The following is a 17,803-nucleotide window of genomic DNA, read 5'->3' as shown; positions in this document are numbered from 1 at the left end:
CACTGAAGAACACGAAGGATCACGAAGAAAAACCCTCTATTTACGTACTTCTTCGTGCTCTTCGTGCCCTTCAGTGAGCAACGCGAACGGGTGGTTTAACAATTGAATAATCACCTCCAACTTGAGGGAAGTGCATAACCAGATTGTTTAAATAAAAAACCCGGCCATGGGGCCGGGTTTTTTGCTTTTGAGGACGTCCGCCGCCGATCAGGTGGCCAGGCTGGTGATCAAAACGCCGATATAAAAACGGGCATGGCTGATGTAGGTGGACATGTTGGCCCGGTGGTTGGCAAAAAAGCCGTCATAATCCCCTTCAAAGACGATCCAGGGTGACAGGTGGGCCGCCCCTTCGCAGGCCTCAATGGCATGATGGAGGGTTTCGATGCCGTCACGGGATTTGAGCGTCATGTTGAAATCCTCCTCGATGGCCTTGAGCAGGGGAAGAATGACCGACGCCACCCCTTTGGAGTAATAGAACAGGTTGTCCGCCTCGAAGGTGCTGACCTGGGTCTTGGGATCGCTCTCCATCCGGATCAGCTTGTTGTCACAGTCACCGAGCTGATTGCGGAACTCGATCAGAAGGGGGATCAGGTTGTCGGAGCGTGTGAAGAAGTAGGCCTTGCCCTGACTCACATCATCAATATAAGCCTTGAGCTGATCGATGGCCCGTTTGTATTCATTTTCAGCCGAGGGAAACCAGAACCGTCCCGGATCGATATTCAGGTTGCTCCGGGCTTTCTGGAGATTCTCGTTGATGTACACGTTGGTGCCGGTCCGGGATATGCGCTCGGACAGGACGTTCACCGAACGGCGGGTCATCTCGATAAGACCGAGTTGAAAATTCTCCACATTGTCCATGCCCAGCTTGGTGATCCACAAATCGTTGGGCCGCCATCCCCAGAAACGGCCATCGAGCTCGTATTGCAACGGACGACACAATGCATCGACAAAGGCCGTGCCGATCACCTGCCGGGGCCTGACCTGGGGGATGGCCGGGAGCGGCGCGGGGACCGCCGGAACGGCGACGGGAACGTCCTGAACCGGAACCGGCCGCGGAACGGGGGTGACATCGGCCGTGTCGTTGATCATGCCGCTGTGGGAAATGACCCCTTCCCCGTCACTGTAATTCGACGTGAACCGTTTGTTCGAAAGGTTTTCCTGGGCCTGGCTCATCTCGTCGGGGTTGCCGGCATTGGAGTCATGACTCGCCAGCCAACCGTCGGCTTTCTGCAGGGCCGGGTACTGTTCGACCACCTGCTTGTAAGGTGACTTTCCTTCCGGTGTCCCGGAAAAGAAGGAAATGATCGTGCTGAAAAGCCAGAGGCAGCCCATGCCGATGACGATGCCCGCCACAATACGAACCGATGCGTAACGACCGAAACCGGTCTGATCAGATGTTCCCTTGTTACCGCTCATTGTCTCTCCTCATCCGATGGCGAAGGCCATCACGATTGTTTTTTATATTCTTTCATGGAACGCAATCCGTAACACCGGAGTCCGCCCCTGTGTTTTAACCAAATGTAAAACCAACATCAAACCATTTTTTTAAAGACGTCCCGACGGGATCATCGATTTCTCAGCTGCCGCGTGTCTCCGACCCGGATGGTGATGTTTTTCATGTCAAAATATTCAAGAAGCGGAATAAGGTATTTCCGTGCCAGACCGCCGGTCAGATCCTTGAACTGGGGGGCCGAGATGTCCTGATGGGCCGTCAGGTAATCGACCAGCCGGGTCTGGATCTCAGCTAAGGCCTCGCTGTAAAAATACAGATCTTCCTTGATTTTCACCAGAGATTTTTCGTTGACCAGAAGCATCAGGACGTCCTTGGCCTGGGCGGGACTCGCCCCGAGCTCCTCGGCCAGTGTCTTGAAATAAGGCGGCGTATGGGCCGAATCCTTGTAGGCTGAAAGTATCTTTTCCTTGAGTTCCTCCTGGTCGACCTTGAGCGCTACCGTATGCGACGAAAGGCGCACAAGATCGCCCTCCTGAACCAGGGTTCCGTCACCGAGCAGATGGTTGATGATCAGGTTGTACAGCTTGACGCCCAGATCCGGGGGGAATTTGGATTTCAGTTCCCCCTTGGACATCCCTTCCTTGAGCGGGTTGGCCTCATGGTAACGGGCCAGATAATCCCGGGCCGTCTGGTTGAGCCGGCCAAAGGCCTCACCGTGAATATAGGTCCGGGTTTCCTTGTCGGTCTGGATCAGCACTTTCTGGGACAGAAAATTCGATACCGCCGTGGTCAGCTTTTTCTCCGGCATGTTGGTCATCAGCTTCAGCTCGCCAAAGGTCAGGCCGTGGTATCCGGCCTGGGACGCATGAAAGGCGATCGCATCGGCCAGATCGTTTTCGAGAAGACCCTTGAGTCCGTCGACGATCTCCGACTTGAACCGTTTGTGCTTCTGGGGAAAGGGATTGAGAATTTCCCCGCCGGCGATGGTCCGGACCGGGGAATAACTCCGGATCACGAAGCGGTCGTCTTTCACACAGGCCATGGGCGATTCCAGACGGATCTGGACCACTGTGGTCTCGCCGGGATCCAGGGTTTCCTTCTCAAGAAGGATCAGGTTGCCCATGATTTCACAGGTGCCCGTGTGCATGCGTATGCGCGTCCGGTTTTTCAGGGGCCGCTTGTTGCTTTTCAGGTAATGCATCCGGGCATCGAGCAGATGGCTGTTCCGCAGGCCGTCGGGGACGGACACCACGTCACCCCGGTTGATGGCGGCTTTTTCGAGGCCCTGAAAATTGATGGCGGTGCGCATGGCCGCCCCGGCCTCTTCGGTGGCGGCGTTATGGACCTGAATGCCCCGCACCTTGGACGTAATTCCCGAGGGGTAGATCATGATGGAATCCCCCACCCGGATACTGCCGGAGGCCACGGTGCCGGTGATGACGGTACCGAACCCTTTCATGGTGAACACCCGGTCCACAGGCAGGCGGAACAGGCCGCTGGAGGTTCTCTCGGGAACCCGGGCCGCCAGAGCGTCCAGGGCCGCCATCAGTTCGGGAAGCCCCTGGCCGGTCAAGGACGACACCGGCACGATGGGCGCCCCCTCAAGGAAGCTGTCCGCCACAAAGGCACGGATGTCCTCGGTCACCAGTTCCAGCCATTCCTCATCGACCATGTCCACCTTGGTCAGGACCACCAGGCCGAAACGCACACCCAGAAGGGAGCAGATCTCCATATGTTCCCGGGTCTGGGGCATGACCCCTTCGTCGGCGGCGATAACCATGGCCACCATGTCGATGCCGGTCACCCCGGCCACCATGTTCTTGACGAATTTTTCATGGCCGGGCACATCCACGATGCCCAGACGCTGGCCGCCGGGAAGAACCATGGAGGCGAAGCCCAGCTCGATGGTGATACCCCGGGCTTTTTCCTCTTTGAGCCGGTCGGTCTCGATCCCGGTCAGGGCCTTGATCAGACTGGTTTTACCATGGTCGATATGACCGGCGGTGCCTAAGACGATCTGCTTCAACGGCCCTTCTCCTTCGTGTTGGCATGTTTTGATCGAAAATACGCGGAGACATAGGACAACGACAGCAGCAGGGCGGCAAGGCCGACCGTGAACACCAGGCTTTTTTCAGGATGAAACAGCCGCGTCAGCATGACGGCGCAGGCAGCACTCAAAATGACCCTCAGAATCAGGATATAAATTCGGTTCATGCATCCTCGCAGGACAAGGGACGTTAACGGCAAAGCCATTAAATAGTATAGAAGTCCCGACGGGTCAATACCAAGTTTGACGGCATCAGCCCCGCAGCAGGTCGAGCGCTTCGGCGGCCGACAGGCCGTCATGAACCATCCGGCAGGCCACATTGACAAACCGTTCGGGGTTTTCATGTTGAAAGGCGTTCCGGCCCATGGACAGACCGGCGGCCCCGGCCTTCATGGCGCCCTCGATCATGGCCAGGGTTTCTTCGTCGCTGAGCTTGGAACCGCCGGCAATGACAACGGGCACCGGGCATCCCCGGACCACCCCCTCGAAACTCTCGGCATCGCCCGTGTAGGGGCACTTGATGATGTCGGCCCCGAGTTCGGCCCCCACCCGGGCCGCCAGCTTGATGGAGTCGACATTGACGTCCACATCCTTGCCCCGGGGATACATCATGGCCAACAGGGGCATGCCCCACCGGTTGCACTCCTTGGCCGTCCGGCCCAGAGCTTCGAGCATCATCGATTCGGAGGCGGACCCCACATTCACATGGACGGATACGGCGTCGGCCCCCAGGGTCAGAGCCTCTTCCACGTCACAGACCCAGACCTTCCGGTTGGGTTCCGGGGTCAGGGAGGTGGAGGCGGACAGATGGATGATCAGCCCGATATCCGTGTCCTCGCTCCTGTTGGTCGACGTGACGATGCCCTTGTGCACGATGGTGGCGTTGGCCCCGCCCCGGATGACCATGTTCACGGTCTTGTCCATGTCTTCGAGGCCGGCAATGGGCCCCAGGGACACCCCGTGATCCATGGGAACGATCACGGTTTTCCCGGATTTCCGGTTGATGATGCGCTTGATCCTGATTTTCTTTCCCACACTCATGGTTCACCTGCTTTGATAATGCTGATTTGAAAGACAGAGCCGGCGGCATCATTCCCCCGGCTTCGGATGCCCCATAACATCACATCCAAAAGGGTTTTTCAAACAGTTTAACCAGGGCGCGGCGCAAAGTTTTCAAAACCGGGTCAACCGCCCGTCAGACGATCACATCGCCACCTCCTGAAACAGAGGGTCGTCGCAATCGAAGGGCTGAACCGGCCTGCGCCGCCACCCCGTCACCCCGGCCGTGTAACTGGCCCCGTAGTACCGTCCCGTTGTCACCTCGCGAATCAGGACATTGAACCGGTAGCGTCCCCTGCCCTGCTCCTTCTGTTCGTATCGCACCACCTGAAAGCGGGGGTCCTTGTTCATCACAATCATCCGTGCCTGCTCTTTCAATACCTTTATGATCGTCATCTATCATCCTCCGTTATCGTTGATCCATGACAGACCCTACCACGCCGGTTTGACAGATACGGTCAAAGGCTTTAATTTTTTTTTGAATGGGATTTTCGGCTTTATCGGGGGATCCCGACGATGAGAACGTTAAGACGGCGGCCTGAAAGAATCGTCGGAGACCGGGGGTCTCCGACGATGGGAGACGATCAGCCTTTGGAGCCCAGCCGCAGGCCGCCGTGAATGAAATAGGTATCCCCGGTCAGGGCCTCGTTCCGGTAGAGTTCACAGACCAGGGACGCCACCTCCTCGGGTTCGATCAAGCGTTTGATGGGCACGTTTTCAAGCACCTTTTCAAGGGCCGCCTGGTTCATGTTCCGGACCATGTCGGTGCCCACATAGCCGGGAGCCACAGCCGTGACCCGGATCTTGTCCGAAAACCCGCGGCGGAAAAATTCGCCGGTGAGCACCTTGGGCATCACCGACATGGCCGCCTTGGTCGATGAATAATTGATCTGGCCCGCCGTTCCCAGGGACCCGGTGGAGGAAACCAGGCAGATCAATCCTTTGCAGTCATTGTTGATCATGCGCTCGGCGCATTCCCGGATGGTCAGAAACACCCCGGTCAGGTTGATGTCGATAACGAACTGAAAATCCTTGAGGGACATCTTCCGTGAGACTTTGCCGGTGTCCTTGTCCGGAGACACCATCATGCCGTCCTTGATCACCCCCGCGAAGGGCGCCACCAGGTTGATCTTTCCGAAACGCTCGATGGCCGTGTCGGCCAGTCGGGCGCAATCCTCTTCCCGGGTGACGTTGCCGGGAACCACGGCCACGGCCCCGCCCATGGCCAAGATGGAGGCCCGGGCCTTTTCAAGCCCGTCTTCGGACACATCCCCGAGAACGACCTTGCCGCCCCGCTCCACCCAGTACTTGGCCAGGGCAAATCCGATTCCGCTTGCACCGCCGGTGATCACAGCCACCGCATCTTTGATTTCAAGCATGCTTCGCCTCCTTTTGATTGTTCCGATTATGAGGGATGAATAAAAAACTATTGATTCCGATGACAAAAAAACTGATATGTAGATACGCGTGCACGGCGGTCGGGAGAAAATCCCTCTCGCCCGTTGTCCGCGGCCGCAACGGTTCGAAGGGCGGCCGCAAGGCAGGTTGTCAGGCCGTTATTATATGGCTGTCCCATTGATAAATCAAGACCTTTCAAGGGATTACCCGAACGAAGGAAATCAATGTTTGCGCCCCTTAACCGCTATCTGAAAACCGCCGGATCGATCGCGGCGGGCCTTACCGCGTTCCAGCTGGTGATGACGCTGCGGGTCTTCCAGAGCGATCGATTCCTGGCCCGCCTGGCGACATCGGCTGCGGCCGAGGGATACCTGGCCGTGCCCAATCTCAGAATCATCGATCAGGTCCAGAGCCCGGTGACGGCCTGTTCCGGAGCCTTTTTTTTCACGCTGACCCTGGGCGCCCTGGTCTGCCTGGCCGCCCTTTGCCTCGCCCGGCCGGCAGCCGCGTTCCGCCCGCTTGTCCGATGGTCTTTGCCGGTGCTGACACTGTCGGCCTTCCTTGTGTTTATCAACGCCCGGGGCCTGCTTATGCTCGAAAGCCTGGCCTGTGCCCTGGCCTTTGGTCTGGTGTACGGTCTCGATGGGATGACCCGGGATCCGCTCTCCAGGCCGCTCAGCCGGATGACCCTGGCGGCCCATCTGTGTCCGCCCCTGATCCTGGCGGGTGTCCTGCTTGTTTTCGCACGGGGCGGCGACAGCCGGATTTTTACGGATTTCAGGGACAGTTTCCTTTTGACCAACCCGGTCGGCATGGCCGTCAACGATTTTTACTACCGTTACACCCTGGCCCCGGCGGAGGTGTTCAAATCCCTGGACCAGAAACTGATCAAGCAGGGGCACCTGCGCCTTGACGCACCGCCCGCAATGACCAACCGCATCGCACGCGAGCTTCTGATCAGGGATTACCTGCCTGTGGGCGAAGCCCGCCATGCCGACCTTTCCATGGTCGGAAACGCCCGTCATGTCCAGGTCTTCCGGCAGGGCCGCCTGATCCGCAGCCTGCCCGTGGACAACCTGCTCAAGGACCCCCGGGGGGTGTTCGACGCCCTGTCCCGGGACACGGACCGATACGCCAACTACCGGTCCGCCGTCGGCATCGCCCTGATCAGCGGCCTGCCCCTTTTGATGTATCTGATGCTGCACGGCTTTTTTTTCTGCGTCTGCGCCCTGTTCGCGGCGCCTGGACCGGCACGTCTCGTCGCCTCGGGCCTCTGCCTGACGGTGGGCCTTGCCGCCTTTGTCTTTCTCTGGGCCCAGAGCCCCGCCGCCCTGTCACCCGACGACATTCCCGAGGCCCTGGCCTCCGGCTCCTCCGTCCGCCGCACCGCCGCCCTCCGGGCCCTGTGCGATCAGGACGCGGCCGCGTCAGCCCATCCGCAGGGCGGGGCCTTTGCCCTCAGCGACTCCGTTCCCGAGCGCTACTGGTACGCACGGTCCCTGGCATACAGCCGGGCCCCCGGACGGTACGAGCGCCTCATCGCCCTTTTGGACGATCCCCACCCCAATGTGCGCTGCCAGGCGTTTTTCGCCCTGGGCATGTCGGGCCTCCGCAGGGCCGTGCCGGTCATCATCCGCCGCATCGAGGCCTCCGATCACTGGTATGTTCAATGGTACGCCTACAGGGCGCTCAAGAGGTTGGGATGGACTCAAAAACGATCCGGGGACTGACCCTTGCCCTTGCTGCGGCCGTTGTCCTTCTTTCCGAAACGGCCTTTCGAACCGGATGGGCGGCACTGCCGATGCCCCCCCTTGCGGGACTCTGCCTGATCCGTCTGATCCAGATCACGGCTGTTCTTTCCATCGTGTATTATTTCCAAACCGGACTGGGGTCTCTGGGAGTGACCGGGCCTGCCGCAGGCCGGGGCCTCGTCCGGGGCATGATCTGGTCCCTTTTCTTCGGATGCGCCGCCCTTTTGGGCATGCTGGGTTTATCTCTGGCCGGTATCGATCCGCTGTTGCTTCTCAAAACCCGCCTGCCCGCAACCATGACCGATCGCGTGTTCTTCTTTTTGGCGGGCGGGGTGCTGGCCCCCCTGGCCGAAGAGCTGTTTTTCCGGGGACTGGTGTTTGGATACCTGAGACGCCGGGGTTTTTTGAGCGCCCTTCTGATCAGCACGGGACTGTTCGTCCTGGCCCATTCCTTTTCCGGCTTTCCCCTGGTCCAGCTGGTCGGCGGGCTGGTTTTCGGCGTCTGTTATGAAAAAGAACGGTCCCTGTGGGCACCCGTCGTCATTCATGCCGCAGGAAACATGACCCTCTTCACGATTTCATTGTTATAAGGCTCTTGAAACCGCGCCGATTTACCGCTATAACCCATGAAAACGCCGAGTTTCACATCTTACGCCCATATCGGGGGACAGCATTTATGCCCGTATTTGAATACACCGCCTTGAACGCCAAGGGGAAAAACGTCTCCGGGATCATTGACTGCGAAAGCGCCCGGGCGGCCCGCCAGAAGCTCCGGGCCACCAAAATCTACCCGGTGACCATCAAGGAAGTGGACCATCCGACCAAAAAAACCGGCAAAGGATCGCTTCCCTCCTTTCGGCCCTTCGCCCGGGTTTCCGCAAACGACATCACCATGATGACCAGGCAGATGGCCACCCTGCTCACCGCCGGGTTCCCTCTGGTCACGGCCATCGATACCCTGATCAAGCAGACGGGCTCGCCGGTGTTCAAAAAAATCATCTCGCGCATCAAGGACTCCATCGAGGAAGGCAAAAGCTTCGCCGCGGCCCTGTCCGACTACCCCGGAACCTTTTCACCGGTGTACATCAACATGATCCGGGCCGGAGAAGCCTCGGGCACCCTTGAAATCGTCCTCGAACGTCTGGCGGACATCAGTGAGAGCCAGTCGGCCCTGAACTCCAAAATCAAGGCGGCCCTGGCCTATCCGATTTTCATGGCCCTCATCGGCACGGTGGTGCTGTTCCTACTGTTGACCTTCGTGGTGCCCAACATGACCACCATCTTCTCGGACATGGGGCAGACCCTGCCGTTGCCCACCCGGCTGCTCATCGGCACCAGCGAATTCCTCTCCGGCTGGTGGTGGCTGTTCGTCCTTCTGATTGCAGCCGGGGCCTACGGTTACGCCGCCTTCAAAAAAACGGACAGGGGCCGCCTGATCATCGACCGGCTGTTGCTTTCCTTTCCTCTGATCGGCGATCTGGTGCTCAAGCTGGCCGTGGCCCGATTCAGCCGGACCTTAGGGTCCCTCCTCGAAAACGGCGTGTCCATGATGGGAGCCCTTGAGGTGGTGAAAAACGTGGCCGGCAACAGCATCATCGCAGAAACCATCGCAGATGCCGCGAAGGAGGTGGAGCAGGGCCATGAACTCGGGGCGGCTCTCTCCGCCGCCAAGGTCTTTCCCTTCCTGTCCATCCAGATGATCAAGGTCGGCGAGCAGAGCGGGGAGCTTGAAACCATGCTGAACAAGGTGGCCGATGTCTACGAAAAGGAGGTCGAGTCGAGCCTCGTGGGCATGACCGCCCTGCTCGAACCGGCCATCATCCTTTTGATGGGCGTGGTGGTGGGCTTCATCGTCTTCTCCATCTGCCTGCCCATTTTCGAAATGAACCAGCTGATCAAATAGGAAAAACCATGATGCGATGCATAGCGGCCGTCCTGATCCTGACCTGGCTGACGGGGTGTGCGGTCCTCATGCGGCCCATGGCCTACCGGTCCATCCGGAACGAGCCGGTGATTGATTATTTCTACCTCCCTCAAAACGCCCGGGTGGGCGATTCGGCCCGATACGCGGGAGACCATCCCGCCATGAAGGATTCGATCCAGGTTGCCCGGATCGCCGGCAAAGAAGACGGGGTGTTCGAGGTGGTTCTCGAACCTGAACGCCGCCACGTGCTGGATTTTGAAAAGCACCTGTTCGTCACGGACACGGGACGGGTCCTGAAGGCCCACACGGTGATCGAAGGGACGGTCACCCCCCTTTCCGTGGTGTCCCCGTCGGAGGCCGGGTATTTCCGTTCATTGACCATCGAAACGCCGGCGGTTCCCCAGAAACTCCATCTCGACGGCCGCGACTATTCGGTGGAGAAAATCCTCACCTATGAGATTTTCCTGGAATCGTGGGACTTTCTGGGAGGCGGGCACCGGGCGGATGTCACCGTCGTCCATCTGATCGACCCCGCGATCCCCATGGGCCTGGTCAAAACCTTCATGGTGATGGACACGACCATCACGCCCGGCGCCGCGTCGTTTCTCGGCACGCTCCTGAAGGCGGCCAATCCGGACGTGTTTTCCACGCAGGATATTCTGAGCGACCTGTTTTCAGCCACCCGCACGGATCGTCAATCCTGGCGGCTGGTGTTCACCTATCAACCCTGACAGCGGCCCTGATCAGCCGGGAGGCCTCGAATATGTTGAGTCCATTGATCACATGGCGGTCCCTTCTCGATGTCGTCCTGATCGCCGCCGCCCTGTTCTTCCTTTACCGGACCCTGATCCGTCTGGGCACCTGGAAAATCGTATCCGGCATGCTGATCGCGGCCGTGGTGTTCTTCCTGGCCAGCTACCTGGATCTCAAAGGCATTGAATGGATTTACCGGAACGTCAGCCATGTGGCCGTCATCAGCCTGGTGGTGATCTTCCAGCCCGAGCTTCGAAAAATATTCGAGCGAACCGCCACCATGCGCCGCAACAAAAATATGGCCTACGACGATGAATTCGCAAGGCTCATTGCCGAAAGCCTGTGGGATATGGCATCCAAACGGATCGGCGCCATTGTGGTCATCCCCGGCGACGAACCGGTCAAGCCCTGGCTTGACGGGGGCTACCCCGTCGATGCCGTGCCCAGCTATCCCCTGATCGTCAGTCTCTTCGACCCCCATTCCCCGGGGCATGACGGCGCCCTGATCGTCAGGCGGGGCAAAGTGTCCGAATTCGGCGTCCGCCTGCCGGTGTCAAAAAGCGGAAAACTCCCCGAATGGTACGGAACACGTCATCAGGCCGCCATGGGGCTTTGCGAACGATGCGACGCGATGGTTCTTGTTTCCTCGGAGGAACGGGGAACCGTTTCCGTCTTCTACAACGGAGACATCAGCGTCATGGCAGACAAACGCATGATCCTCGATGCCATCTGCACCCAGTGCAAAACAGACGGATCCGCCTCGCACCTGGACATGCCGCCTGTCCATACGGGCCGGAGAATCATCGTCGAGGGCCTTGGGGCCCTGATGGTTTCTCTGGTGTTCTGGCTGACCATGATCTATTCCCAAAGTGAAATCATCGAAAAAATCATCACCGTTCCCATCGAATACACCGCCACGGCCGACAACATGGTCATGATCGGAGAAAAGCCCAAGGACATCCGGGTTCACCTGACCGGTTCCAAATCCGACCTGAGTCCCCTTGCCCCTTCCGACCTGAGCGTCATGATCGACCTGGCCAAAGCCGCCGAAGGCAAACATACCTTTCCGATCAACGAAGACAACATCCACCTGCCCAAAGGGCTCCGACTGGTGGATGTGGACCCCGTCTCCATCGACATCACCATGGCCAAACTCACCCTGACCGCCGTGACCATCGAGCCCCAGCTGGTGGGAAAGCTTCCCGACGGCTTCGAGCTGGTGTCGGTTCAAACGCTGCCGGAATCGATAAGCGCCCTGTTTCCTGCGGGGGAAAACGAAAAGACCCCGGGGCGCGTGACCACCACCCCCGTCTTTCTGAACAACATCCGGGAGACCACCACCCTGTTCTGCAAAATTGTGGCGCCCCCGTCGGCCCAGTCGTTGGAAAAACGTTGGCCCGATGTGTCGGTGGTCATCACGGTCAGGCCCGTTTCGATGCCGGCGCCCTCAACAGGCGAAGGCCTTCATTAAAACAGAGTCACCCTGCCCTGTTATCGAGAGCGAACAAAACACCGGACCCCTTCGTCCTGGTCTGTGTGCCCGCCGGTGGGCCGCTTGAACGGGTGGGTTGATCCTGCAACGGTCATCGTTAACGTGCGGGGCGCGCTTAACCCGGCGCCCGTTTTTTGGCCTTGCGGAACGAAGGCGCGTCATGTATTAGTCCCTTGACACCGTTGATGTATCTATTTAATACAGTCATTTTATTCAGACGGAATCCCACGGACGGTTCTCATCAAATAAGGAGCGAAACAATGGAACAGATCAAACGGTTTTCCGGGCAGTCCCTGGCCTTGCTGGTGGTGATGGCGGTGGTGATGACGCTGGTGCTCGATTATCTGCTTTACCTGGGTATCGGGCTTGTGGCCATCAAGGCCGGAGAGGCGGCGGCCCTGGCCGAGGGGTTGACCTTCGCCGAAGGCCTGGCCCAATACCTGTTTCTCAAACCCTGGTTTCTCAAGGTCTTTGTCCCGGGAAGCCTTGCGGTGGCGCTGGTGTTCACCCTGATCACCTGGCTTGGGCTTCGGGCCGCGGCGAAAAAGGCCCTGGCCGGAACCGTTTCCGCGGCTGTTCCGAAAAAAGCGGGCGCCCCGGACGCTGAGGAGGCACTGATCGAGGAGAACGCCCGCAAGCGGCTGTTCCTGCACCTGATCGCCGTGCTCCAAAAAGAAGGACGGCTCCTTGATTTTTTCAACGAAAAGCTCGATCAGTACGACGACGACCAGATCGGCGCCGCCGTGCGCCAGATCCACGAAAACTGCGCCAAGGCCCTGTCGCGTTACCTCAGCCTCTCACCGATCATCGAGACGTCCGAGGGCGACACCGTGACCGTCCCCCCGGGATTCGACCCGGCGGAAATCCGCCTGACCGGCAAGGTGGTGGGCAATCCCCCCTTTGACGGAACGTTGCGCCACAAAGGCTGGAAAGTCGACAAACTGGAGATCCCCACCCTGTCCCGGCAGGACAATCCCGCCGTTCTCGCCCCGGCGGAAGTGGATATCGAATAAGGAACAACACCATGTCAGACCATCGTTACATCATCGGCATCGATCTCGGCACCACCAACAGTGTGGCGGCCTTTGTCCCTGCACCCGCAGGGCCGACGGACGAGGCCCCGGACATCCGGATCTTTCCCGTCCCCCAACTGGTCGATGACGGCAGTGTGGCCGGCCGGGACATCCTGCCTTCCTTCGTTTTCCTGCCCGAGGCCCACGATACGGCCAAAGGAAGCCTCGCCCTGCCCTGGAACGCGGACAGCGCCCTTTGCGTGGGGGAATTTGCCCGGAACCGGGGGGAGGGCCTTCCCGACCGCTTGATTTCCTCGGCCAAATCCTGGCTGTGCAACACCCTGGTGGACCGCAACAAGCCGATCCTCCCCTGGAAGGGATCGGGCGACCTGTCCAAGCTGTCCCCGGTTGAGGCCTCGGCGGCCATCCTCACCCACATCAAAGACGCCTGGAACCATACCATGGCCGCCGAAGACGACCTTTGCGCCATGGAATTCCAGAAGGTCTACCTGACCGTGCCCGCCTCCTTCGACGCCGTGGCCCGGGAGCTGACCGTCCAGGCGGCGTCCCTTTCCGGACTCGGGGACCTGACCCTGCTCGAAGAACCCCAGGCCGCCTTTTACGCCTGGATCGACAGTCAGAAGGACCGCTTCCGAAAGGCCGTAAAACAAGGCGAACTGGTCCTGGTCTGCGACGTGGGCGGCGGCACCACCGACTTCAGCCTGATCCGCATCTCCGAAAAAAACGGGGAACTCGCCCTGGAACGGATCTGCGTGGGCAGGCATCTTCTGGTGGGCGGCGACAACATGGATCTGGCCCTGTCGTACACCGTGGCGAAGAAATTCATGGACAAGGGCAGAAAACTCGACGCCTGGCAGATGCGGGGCCTGACCCACAGTTGCCGGAGGGCCAAGGAAAAAATTCTCGAAGACCCCTCCGTGACGGAGGTGCCCGTCACCGTGCTGGGACGGGGCAGCGGCCTCATCGGAGGCACCCTCCGGGAAACCCTGACCCGGCAGGAGGTCGAGGCCGTGATTCTGGACGGTTTTTTCCCGGCCTGCGGCCCTGACGACCGGCCCCGGGAGGCGAAACGATCCGGTTTGCGGGAACTGGGCCTGGCCTATGAAGCCGACCCTGCCGTCACCCGCCATCTGGCCGCCTTCCTCGCCGCAAACCCCGTCCCGGACGGTCGGCCGGAAATCCCCGACGCCGTGCTGTTCAACGGCGGCATCATGAAATCAGACGCCGTACGAAAGCGGCTTGTCGCTCTGCTCTCAGGCTGGTGTGCCGATCTGGGCCAGGCCAAGACCGTGCGGGAGCTGCCCGCCGAAGACGTGGACCTGTCCGTGGCCCGGGGTGCAGCATACTACGGCCTCGCCCGGGAAGGCAGGGGCATCCGCATCCGGGCGGGCCTCGAGCGGGCCTACTATGTGGCCGTCGAATCGTCCATGCCCGCCATTCCCGGCATGCCCGCACCCATGAAGGCCCTGTGTGTGGCGGGCCGGGGCATGGAAGAAGGCTCCGAAGCCCTGATCGACAGCGAGGAATTCGTGCTGATCACCGGCGAGCCCGTGGTGTTCGACATCCTGGGGTCCACCGGCCGCAAGGAGGACCGGCCCGGCACCCTGATCGAGGAATGGGAACCGGGGGAGATCGAACCCGTGGCCGCCATCGAAACGACCCTGTCGGGTGAAAACGGCACGGCCGTGCCGGTGTATTTCGACATCCGGGTCACGGAAACCGGCACCCTGGAATTCCGGTGCGTGTCCCGGGACACCGGGGAAAAATGGAAACTCGAATTCAACGTGCGGGAACAAGACGATGACAGTATCTGACGCCGTGGCCTACATCGTGGGCATCGATCTGGGCACCACCAACTCGGCCGTGTCCTACGTGGATCTGTCCCGGACGCCGGACGCCGGGAAAAGCCCCATGTCCCTGTTCACCGTTCCCCAGCTCACGGGGCCCGGCGAGATCCGCCGGGAGAAGGTGCTGCCCTCCTTTCTCTATATTCCCGGGGATTACGACATCCCAAAGGACGCCATCCTTCACCCGTTCAAAACCGCAGACCGCCATTTCGCCGGAACCTTTGCCCGGGATCACGGCGCCAGGGTCCCGGCCCGGCTGATTTCCTCGGCCAAAAGCTGGCTGTGCCACCACCAGGCCGACCGGCGGGCGAAAATCCTGCCCTGGGGGTCCGGGGAGGAGGTGGGCAAGATGTCCCCGGTGGACGCCTCGGCCCATTACCTGGCCCATATAAGACGATGCTGGAACAAGGACCGGGGCGACGACGAATCCCTGTGGCTGGAAAACCAGTTCACGGTGATCACCGTGCCTGCCTCCTTTGACGAGGCGGCCCGGGAACTGACCGTGGAAGCGGCCCGCAAGGCGGGCCTCAAACAGATCACCCTGCTCGAAGAACCCCTGGCCGCCTTCTACAGCTGGCTGTCCCGCCACGAATCGGACTGGGACCGTCACGTGACCCCCGGCGAGCTGATTCTGGTCTGCGACATCGGCGGCGGCACCACCGACTTCAGCCTGATCACCCTGAGACAAACCGAAGGCACGCCGAGGTTCGAGCGCATCGCCGTGGGCGACCACCTGATCCTGGGCGGCGACAACATCGACCTGGCCCTGGCCCGGCGCGTGGAAGCGGGTTTCGGGAAAAACCGCCCCGCCCTGTCCGGGGACCGCTGGAAAAACCTTTGTCACCAGTGCAGACGGGCCAAGGAAACCCTGCTCAGCGGTCTTTCCGTCAAGGAAAAAATCACCCTGATGGGCCAGGGCAGCAGCCTGATCGGCGGCACTGTGTCCGGCGATCTGACCCTTGCCATGGTCGAGGACATCCTGATCAACGGATTCTTCCCCCTGGTCTCAGGCGATGAAAAAAAGACGCGGACCAGCCGCAAGGGCATCAGTGAATTCGGCCTGCCCTACGAGCAGGAACCGGCCATGACCCGCCACCTGTGCCGGTTTCTCGACCAGCACAAAGACCATGTCGAAAAGCGTTTAGGCATCAGCCACCGGCCCGGTCACATCCTGTTCAACGGCGGGTCCCTCAAACCCGCCCTGATCACCGAGAGAATCCGCGAGGCCGTCCGGCACTTTTTCGGCGAAGAAAACGAGGCCCTGCCCGCCGTGCTGGACAATGACGACCCAGACCTTGCCGTGGCCTTCGGGGCCGCGTACTACGGCCTGGCCAAGCTGGGCCGGGGCGTCCGGGTGGGCAGCGGCAGCCCCCGGTCTTACTACCTGGGCATCGCACGGGACGAATCCGGCAGGGCCGATCAGGCGGTCTGCCTGGTGGAACGGGGCCTTGACGAAGGCTCGACGGTGGAACTGACCGACCGGGACATGACGGTATTGGCCAACCGGCGGGTAAGCTTTGATGTGTACAGTTCAAGCTACAGGGATGCGGACAAGGCCGGGGACCTGATCGATCTCGATGACACCTTGACGCCGCTGCCCCCGGTGCAGACCGTGATCCGTTACGGAAAAAAGGAACAGGAAACACGCATTCCCGTTCATCTTCTGGCCGATTACACCGAGGTGGGCACCCTGGATCTCTGGTGCCGGTCCCTGTCGAGCGACCACCGCTGGAAGCTGAGTTTCCAGCTGCGCGGCCGGGAGGAAACCGTCGGCCAGGCGGTGTCCGACCATGAAATTCTCGACCAGGACCAGGTGGATGAGGCCGTCCGACTGATCCGGGACGTCTTCGACACGGCGGGGCGATCGAAATCGGACATGAACGCCGCCCTGTCCGGCCTGGTCAAACCCATTGCGAACGTGGCCGGACGACCGAAAAACGCCTGGCCCCTGTCGTTGCTTCGAAGCCTTTCAGACGCTCTCCTTGACTGCATGGACAGCCGGAGCCAGAGCCCCGAGGTCGAACAGCGCTGGCTGAATCTCACGGGATTCTGCCTGCGCCCCGGCCTGGGCCACGGGTTCGACCCCGACCGCATCAAGGCCCTGTGGAAGATCTACAAAAAAGGTCCGGTGTTCGCAAACTCCCCCCAGGCCGGCCAGGAATGGTGGATTCTGTGGCGGAGGGTGGCCGCCGGCCTCAGCGCGGGACAGCAGCGCCAGTTTTTCCAGGATCAGGTCCTGACCCTGGATCCGAAAAACCCCAAAACGGCCCCGAAGATTTCCGCCCAGGAAAAACTGGAACTCTGGATGGCCATGGCCAACATGGAACGCCTGCCGGTCAACGACAAGATCCGGCTGGGCCGGAAACTTCTGGATGAACTGAACCCGAAAAAAGCCCTGCCCCAGCAGCTCTGGTCCCTGTCCCGTTTCGGCCTCCGGGCCCCGCTTTACGGGTCGGTGGAGCGGGTGGTGCCCCCGTCCGAAGTGTCTGCCTGGATCAGGCGCCTGATCGAAGCCCCCTTTCAGGACCCGGTCCCGGTCTGGACGGCCCTGGTCCGCATGGCCCGGAAAACCGGGGACCTGATGCGTGATGTGGACGGGGAGACCGCCTCGGCCGTCCTCACATACATGACCCGGCACAAGGCCCCTGCAGCCGCAGCCGCCCCGCTCACCGACATCATCACCCGAAGCGCCGTGGACGACAGCGCCGTCTTCGGAGAATCCCTTCCGGCGGGTATCGTGCTGCACGATTGACAAAGGGTGATCACCCCAACGGACACGAAGAAAAAAGAACGTTTAATAAAACGCAGCGAACGGCGTACGTTTTAACACAGACAGTGCTTCTTCACGGTTGTCCTTTTTTATTTTTTCTGGTTATGCACTTGGTTCCAGTGACTCTTCAACCGCGTAATCAATGCCATTAACTTAAACATATTATCGTTGTCCAGTTGATGGGCAAAGCAAAGCGTGCCCATAATGGTCTTAAAATAATGACATTGGGTTGGTTATGGCTGTGTCGATGTGTCTATAAGGTGAGGGGCTTCCCC

The 17,803-nt window shown here is 60.1% G+C and carries 14 protein-coding genes; 8 read left to right on the top strand and 6 right to left on the bottom strand.

Annotated elements, in window-relative coordinates; translation table 11 throughout:
* Nucleotides 1-207: 207 nt before the first annotated feature.
* The 6 genes from ACYQ11_RS21020 to ACYQ11_RS20995 all read right to left on the bottom strand — a co-directional run bounded on the left by ACYQ11_RS21020 (nt 208) and on the right by ACYQ11_RS20995 (nt 5,938).
* Nucleotides 208-1,416, bottom strand: coding sequence for a DUF2333 family protein (locus ACYQ11_RS21020; RefSeq protein ID WP_459925798.1), 1,209 nt, complete (start codon nt 1,414-1,416; stop codon nt 208-210).
* A gap of 149 nt (nt 1,417-1,565) precedes the next feature.
* Nucleotides 1,566-3,479 carry a selenocysteine-specific translation elongation factor gene (gene selB / locus ACYQ11_RS21015; RefSeq protein ID WP_459925797.1) on the bottom strand — a complete coding sequence of 638 codons (1,914 nt, stop codon included), beginning with the start codon at nt 3,477-3,479 and terminating at the stop codon, nt 1,566-1,568.
* Nucleotides 3,476-3,667 (bottom strand): hypothetical protein, encoded by a 192-nt coding sequence (locus tag ACYQ11_RS21010; protein ID WP_459925796.1) that lies wholly within the window; start codon nt 3,665-3,667, stop codon nt 3,476-3,478. Before ACYQ11_RS21010 ends, selB begins: the two co-directional genes overlap by 4 nt.
* Nucleotides 3,668-3,752: 85 nt before the next feature.
* Complete coding sequence (locus ACYQ11_RS21005) at nt 3,753-4,541, bottom strand: 2-amino-3,7-dideoxy-D-threo-hept-6-ulosonate synthase (protein ID WP_459925795.1); 789 nt, start codon at nt 4,539-4,541, stop codon at nt 3,753-3,755.
* 162 nt (nt 4,542-4,703) lie between these two features.
* The gene (locus ACYQ11_RS21000) at nt 4,704-4,955 is read right to left on the bottom strand and encodes a hypothetical protein (protein WP_459925794.1); all 252 of its coding nucleotides are present in this window, start codon (nt 4,953-4,955) and stop codon (nt 4,704-4,706) included.
* 188 nt (nt 4,956-5,143) lie between these two features.
* Nucleotides 5,144-5,938 carry an SDR family NAD(P)-dependent oxidoreductase gene (locus tag ACYQ11_RS20995; protein ID WP_459925793.1) on the bottom strand — a complete coding sequence of 265 codons (795 nt, stop codon included), beginning with the start codon at nt 5,936-5,938 and terminating at the stop codon, nt 5,144-5,146.
* Between the two features lie 243 nt (nt 5,939-6,181).
* Here ACYQ11_RS20995 and ACYQ11_RS20990 point away from each other — a divergent pair, with 243 nt between their 5' ends.
* The 8 genes from ACYQ11_RS20990 (at nt 6,182) to ACYQ11_RS20955 (ending at nt 17,510) form a co-directional block, all read left to right on the top strand.
* Complete coding sequence (locus tag ACYQ11_RS20990) at nt 6,182-7,687, top strand: HEAT repeat domain-containing protein (protein ID WP_459925792.1); 1,506 nt, start codon at nt 6,182-6,184, stop codon at nt 7,685-7,687.
* A complete protein-coding gene (locus ACYQ11_RS20985; RefSeq protein ID WP_459925791.1) occupies nt 7,660-8,298 on the top strand; it encodes a CPBP family intramembrane glutamic endopeptidase in 639 nt (212 codons plus the stop codon). The genes ACYQ11_RS20990 and ACYQ11_RS20985 overlap by 28 nt, the downstream gene beginning before the upstream one ends.
* 86 nt (nt 8,299-8,384) lie before the next feature.
* Nucleotides 8,385-9,611, top strand: coding sequence for a type II secretion system inner membrane protein GspF (gene gspF, locus ACYQ11_RS20980; protein WP_459925790.1), 1,227 nt, complete (start codon nt 8,385-8,387; stop codon nt 9,609-9,611).
* A gap of 8 nt (nt 9,612-9,619) precedes the next feature.
* Nucleotides 9,620-10,363 (top strand): hypothetical protein, encoded by a 744-nt coding sequence (locus tag ACYQ11_RS20975; protein WP_459925789.1) that lies wholly within the window; start codon nt 9,620-9,622, stop codon nt 10,361-10,363.
* A 32-nt stretch (nt 10,364-10,395) separates the two neighbouring features.
* Complete coding sequence (locus ACYQ11_RS20970; RefSeq protein WP_459925788.1) at nt 10,396-11,856, top strand: diadenylate cyclase; 1,461 nt, start codon at nt 10,396-10,398, stop codon at nt 11,854-11,856.
* Between the two features lie 281 nt (nt 11,857-12,137).
* Complete coding sequence (locus ACYQ11_RS20965; protein ID WP_459925787.1) at nt 12,138-12,890, top strand: DUF2760 domain-containing protein; 753 nt, start codon at nt 12,138-12,140, stop codon at nt 12,888-12,890.
* An 11-nt stretch (nt 12,891-12,901) separates the two neighbouring features.
* Complete coding sequence (locus tag ACYQ11_RS20960; RefSeq protein WP_459925786.1) at nt 12,902-14,725, top strand: Hsp70 family protein; 1,824 nt, start codon at nt 12,902-12,904, stop codon at nt 14,723-14,725.
* Nucleotides 14,712-17,510: an Hsp70 family protein gene (locus ACYQ11_RS20955; protein WP_459925785.1), complete on the top strand. Its 2,799-nt coding sequence runs from the start codon at nt 14,712-14,714 to the stop codon at nt 17,508-17,510. The genes ACYQ11_RS20960 and ACYQ11_RS20955 overlap by 14 nt, the downstream gene beginning before the upstream one ends.
* Nucleotides 17,511-17,803: the final 293 nt, after the last annotated feature.

The organism is Desulfatiferula olefinivorans, from assembly GCF_054657895.1.
Note: the sequence above shows the minus strand (reverse complement) of the source record. Positions and strands in the feature narration are given on the sequence as shown.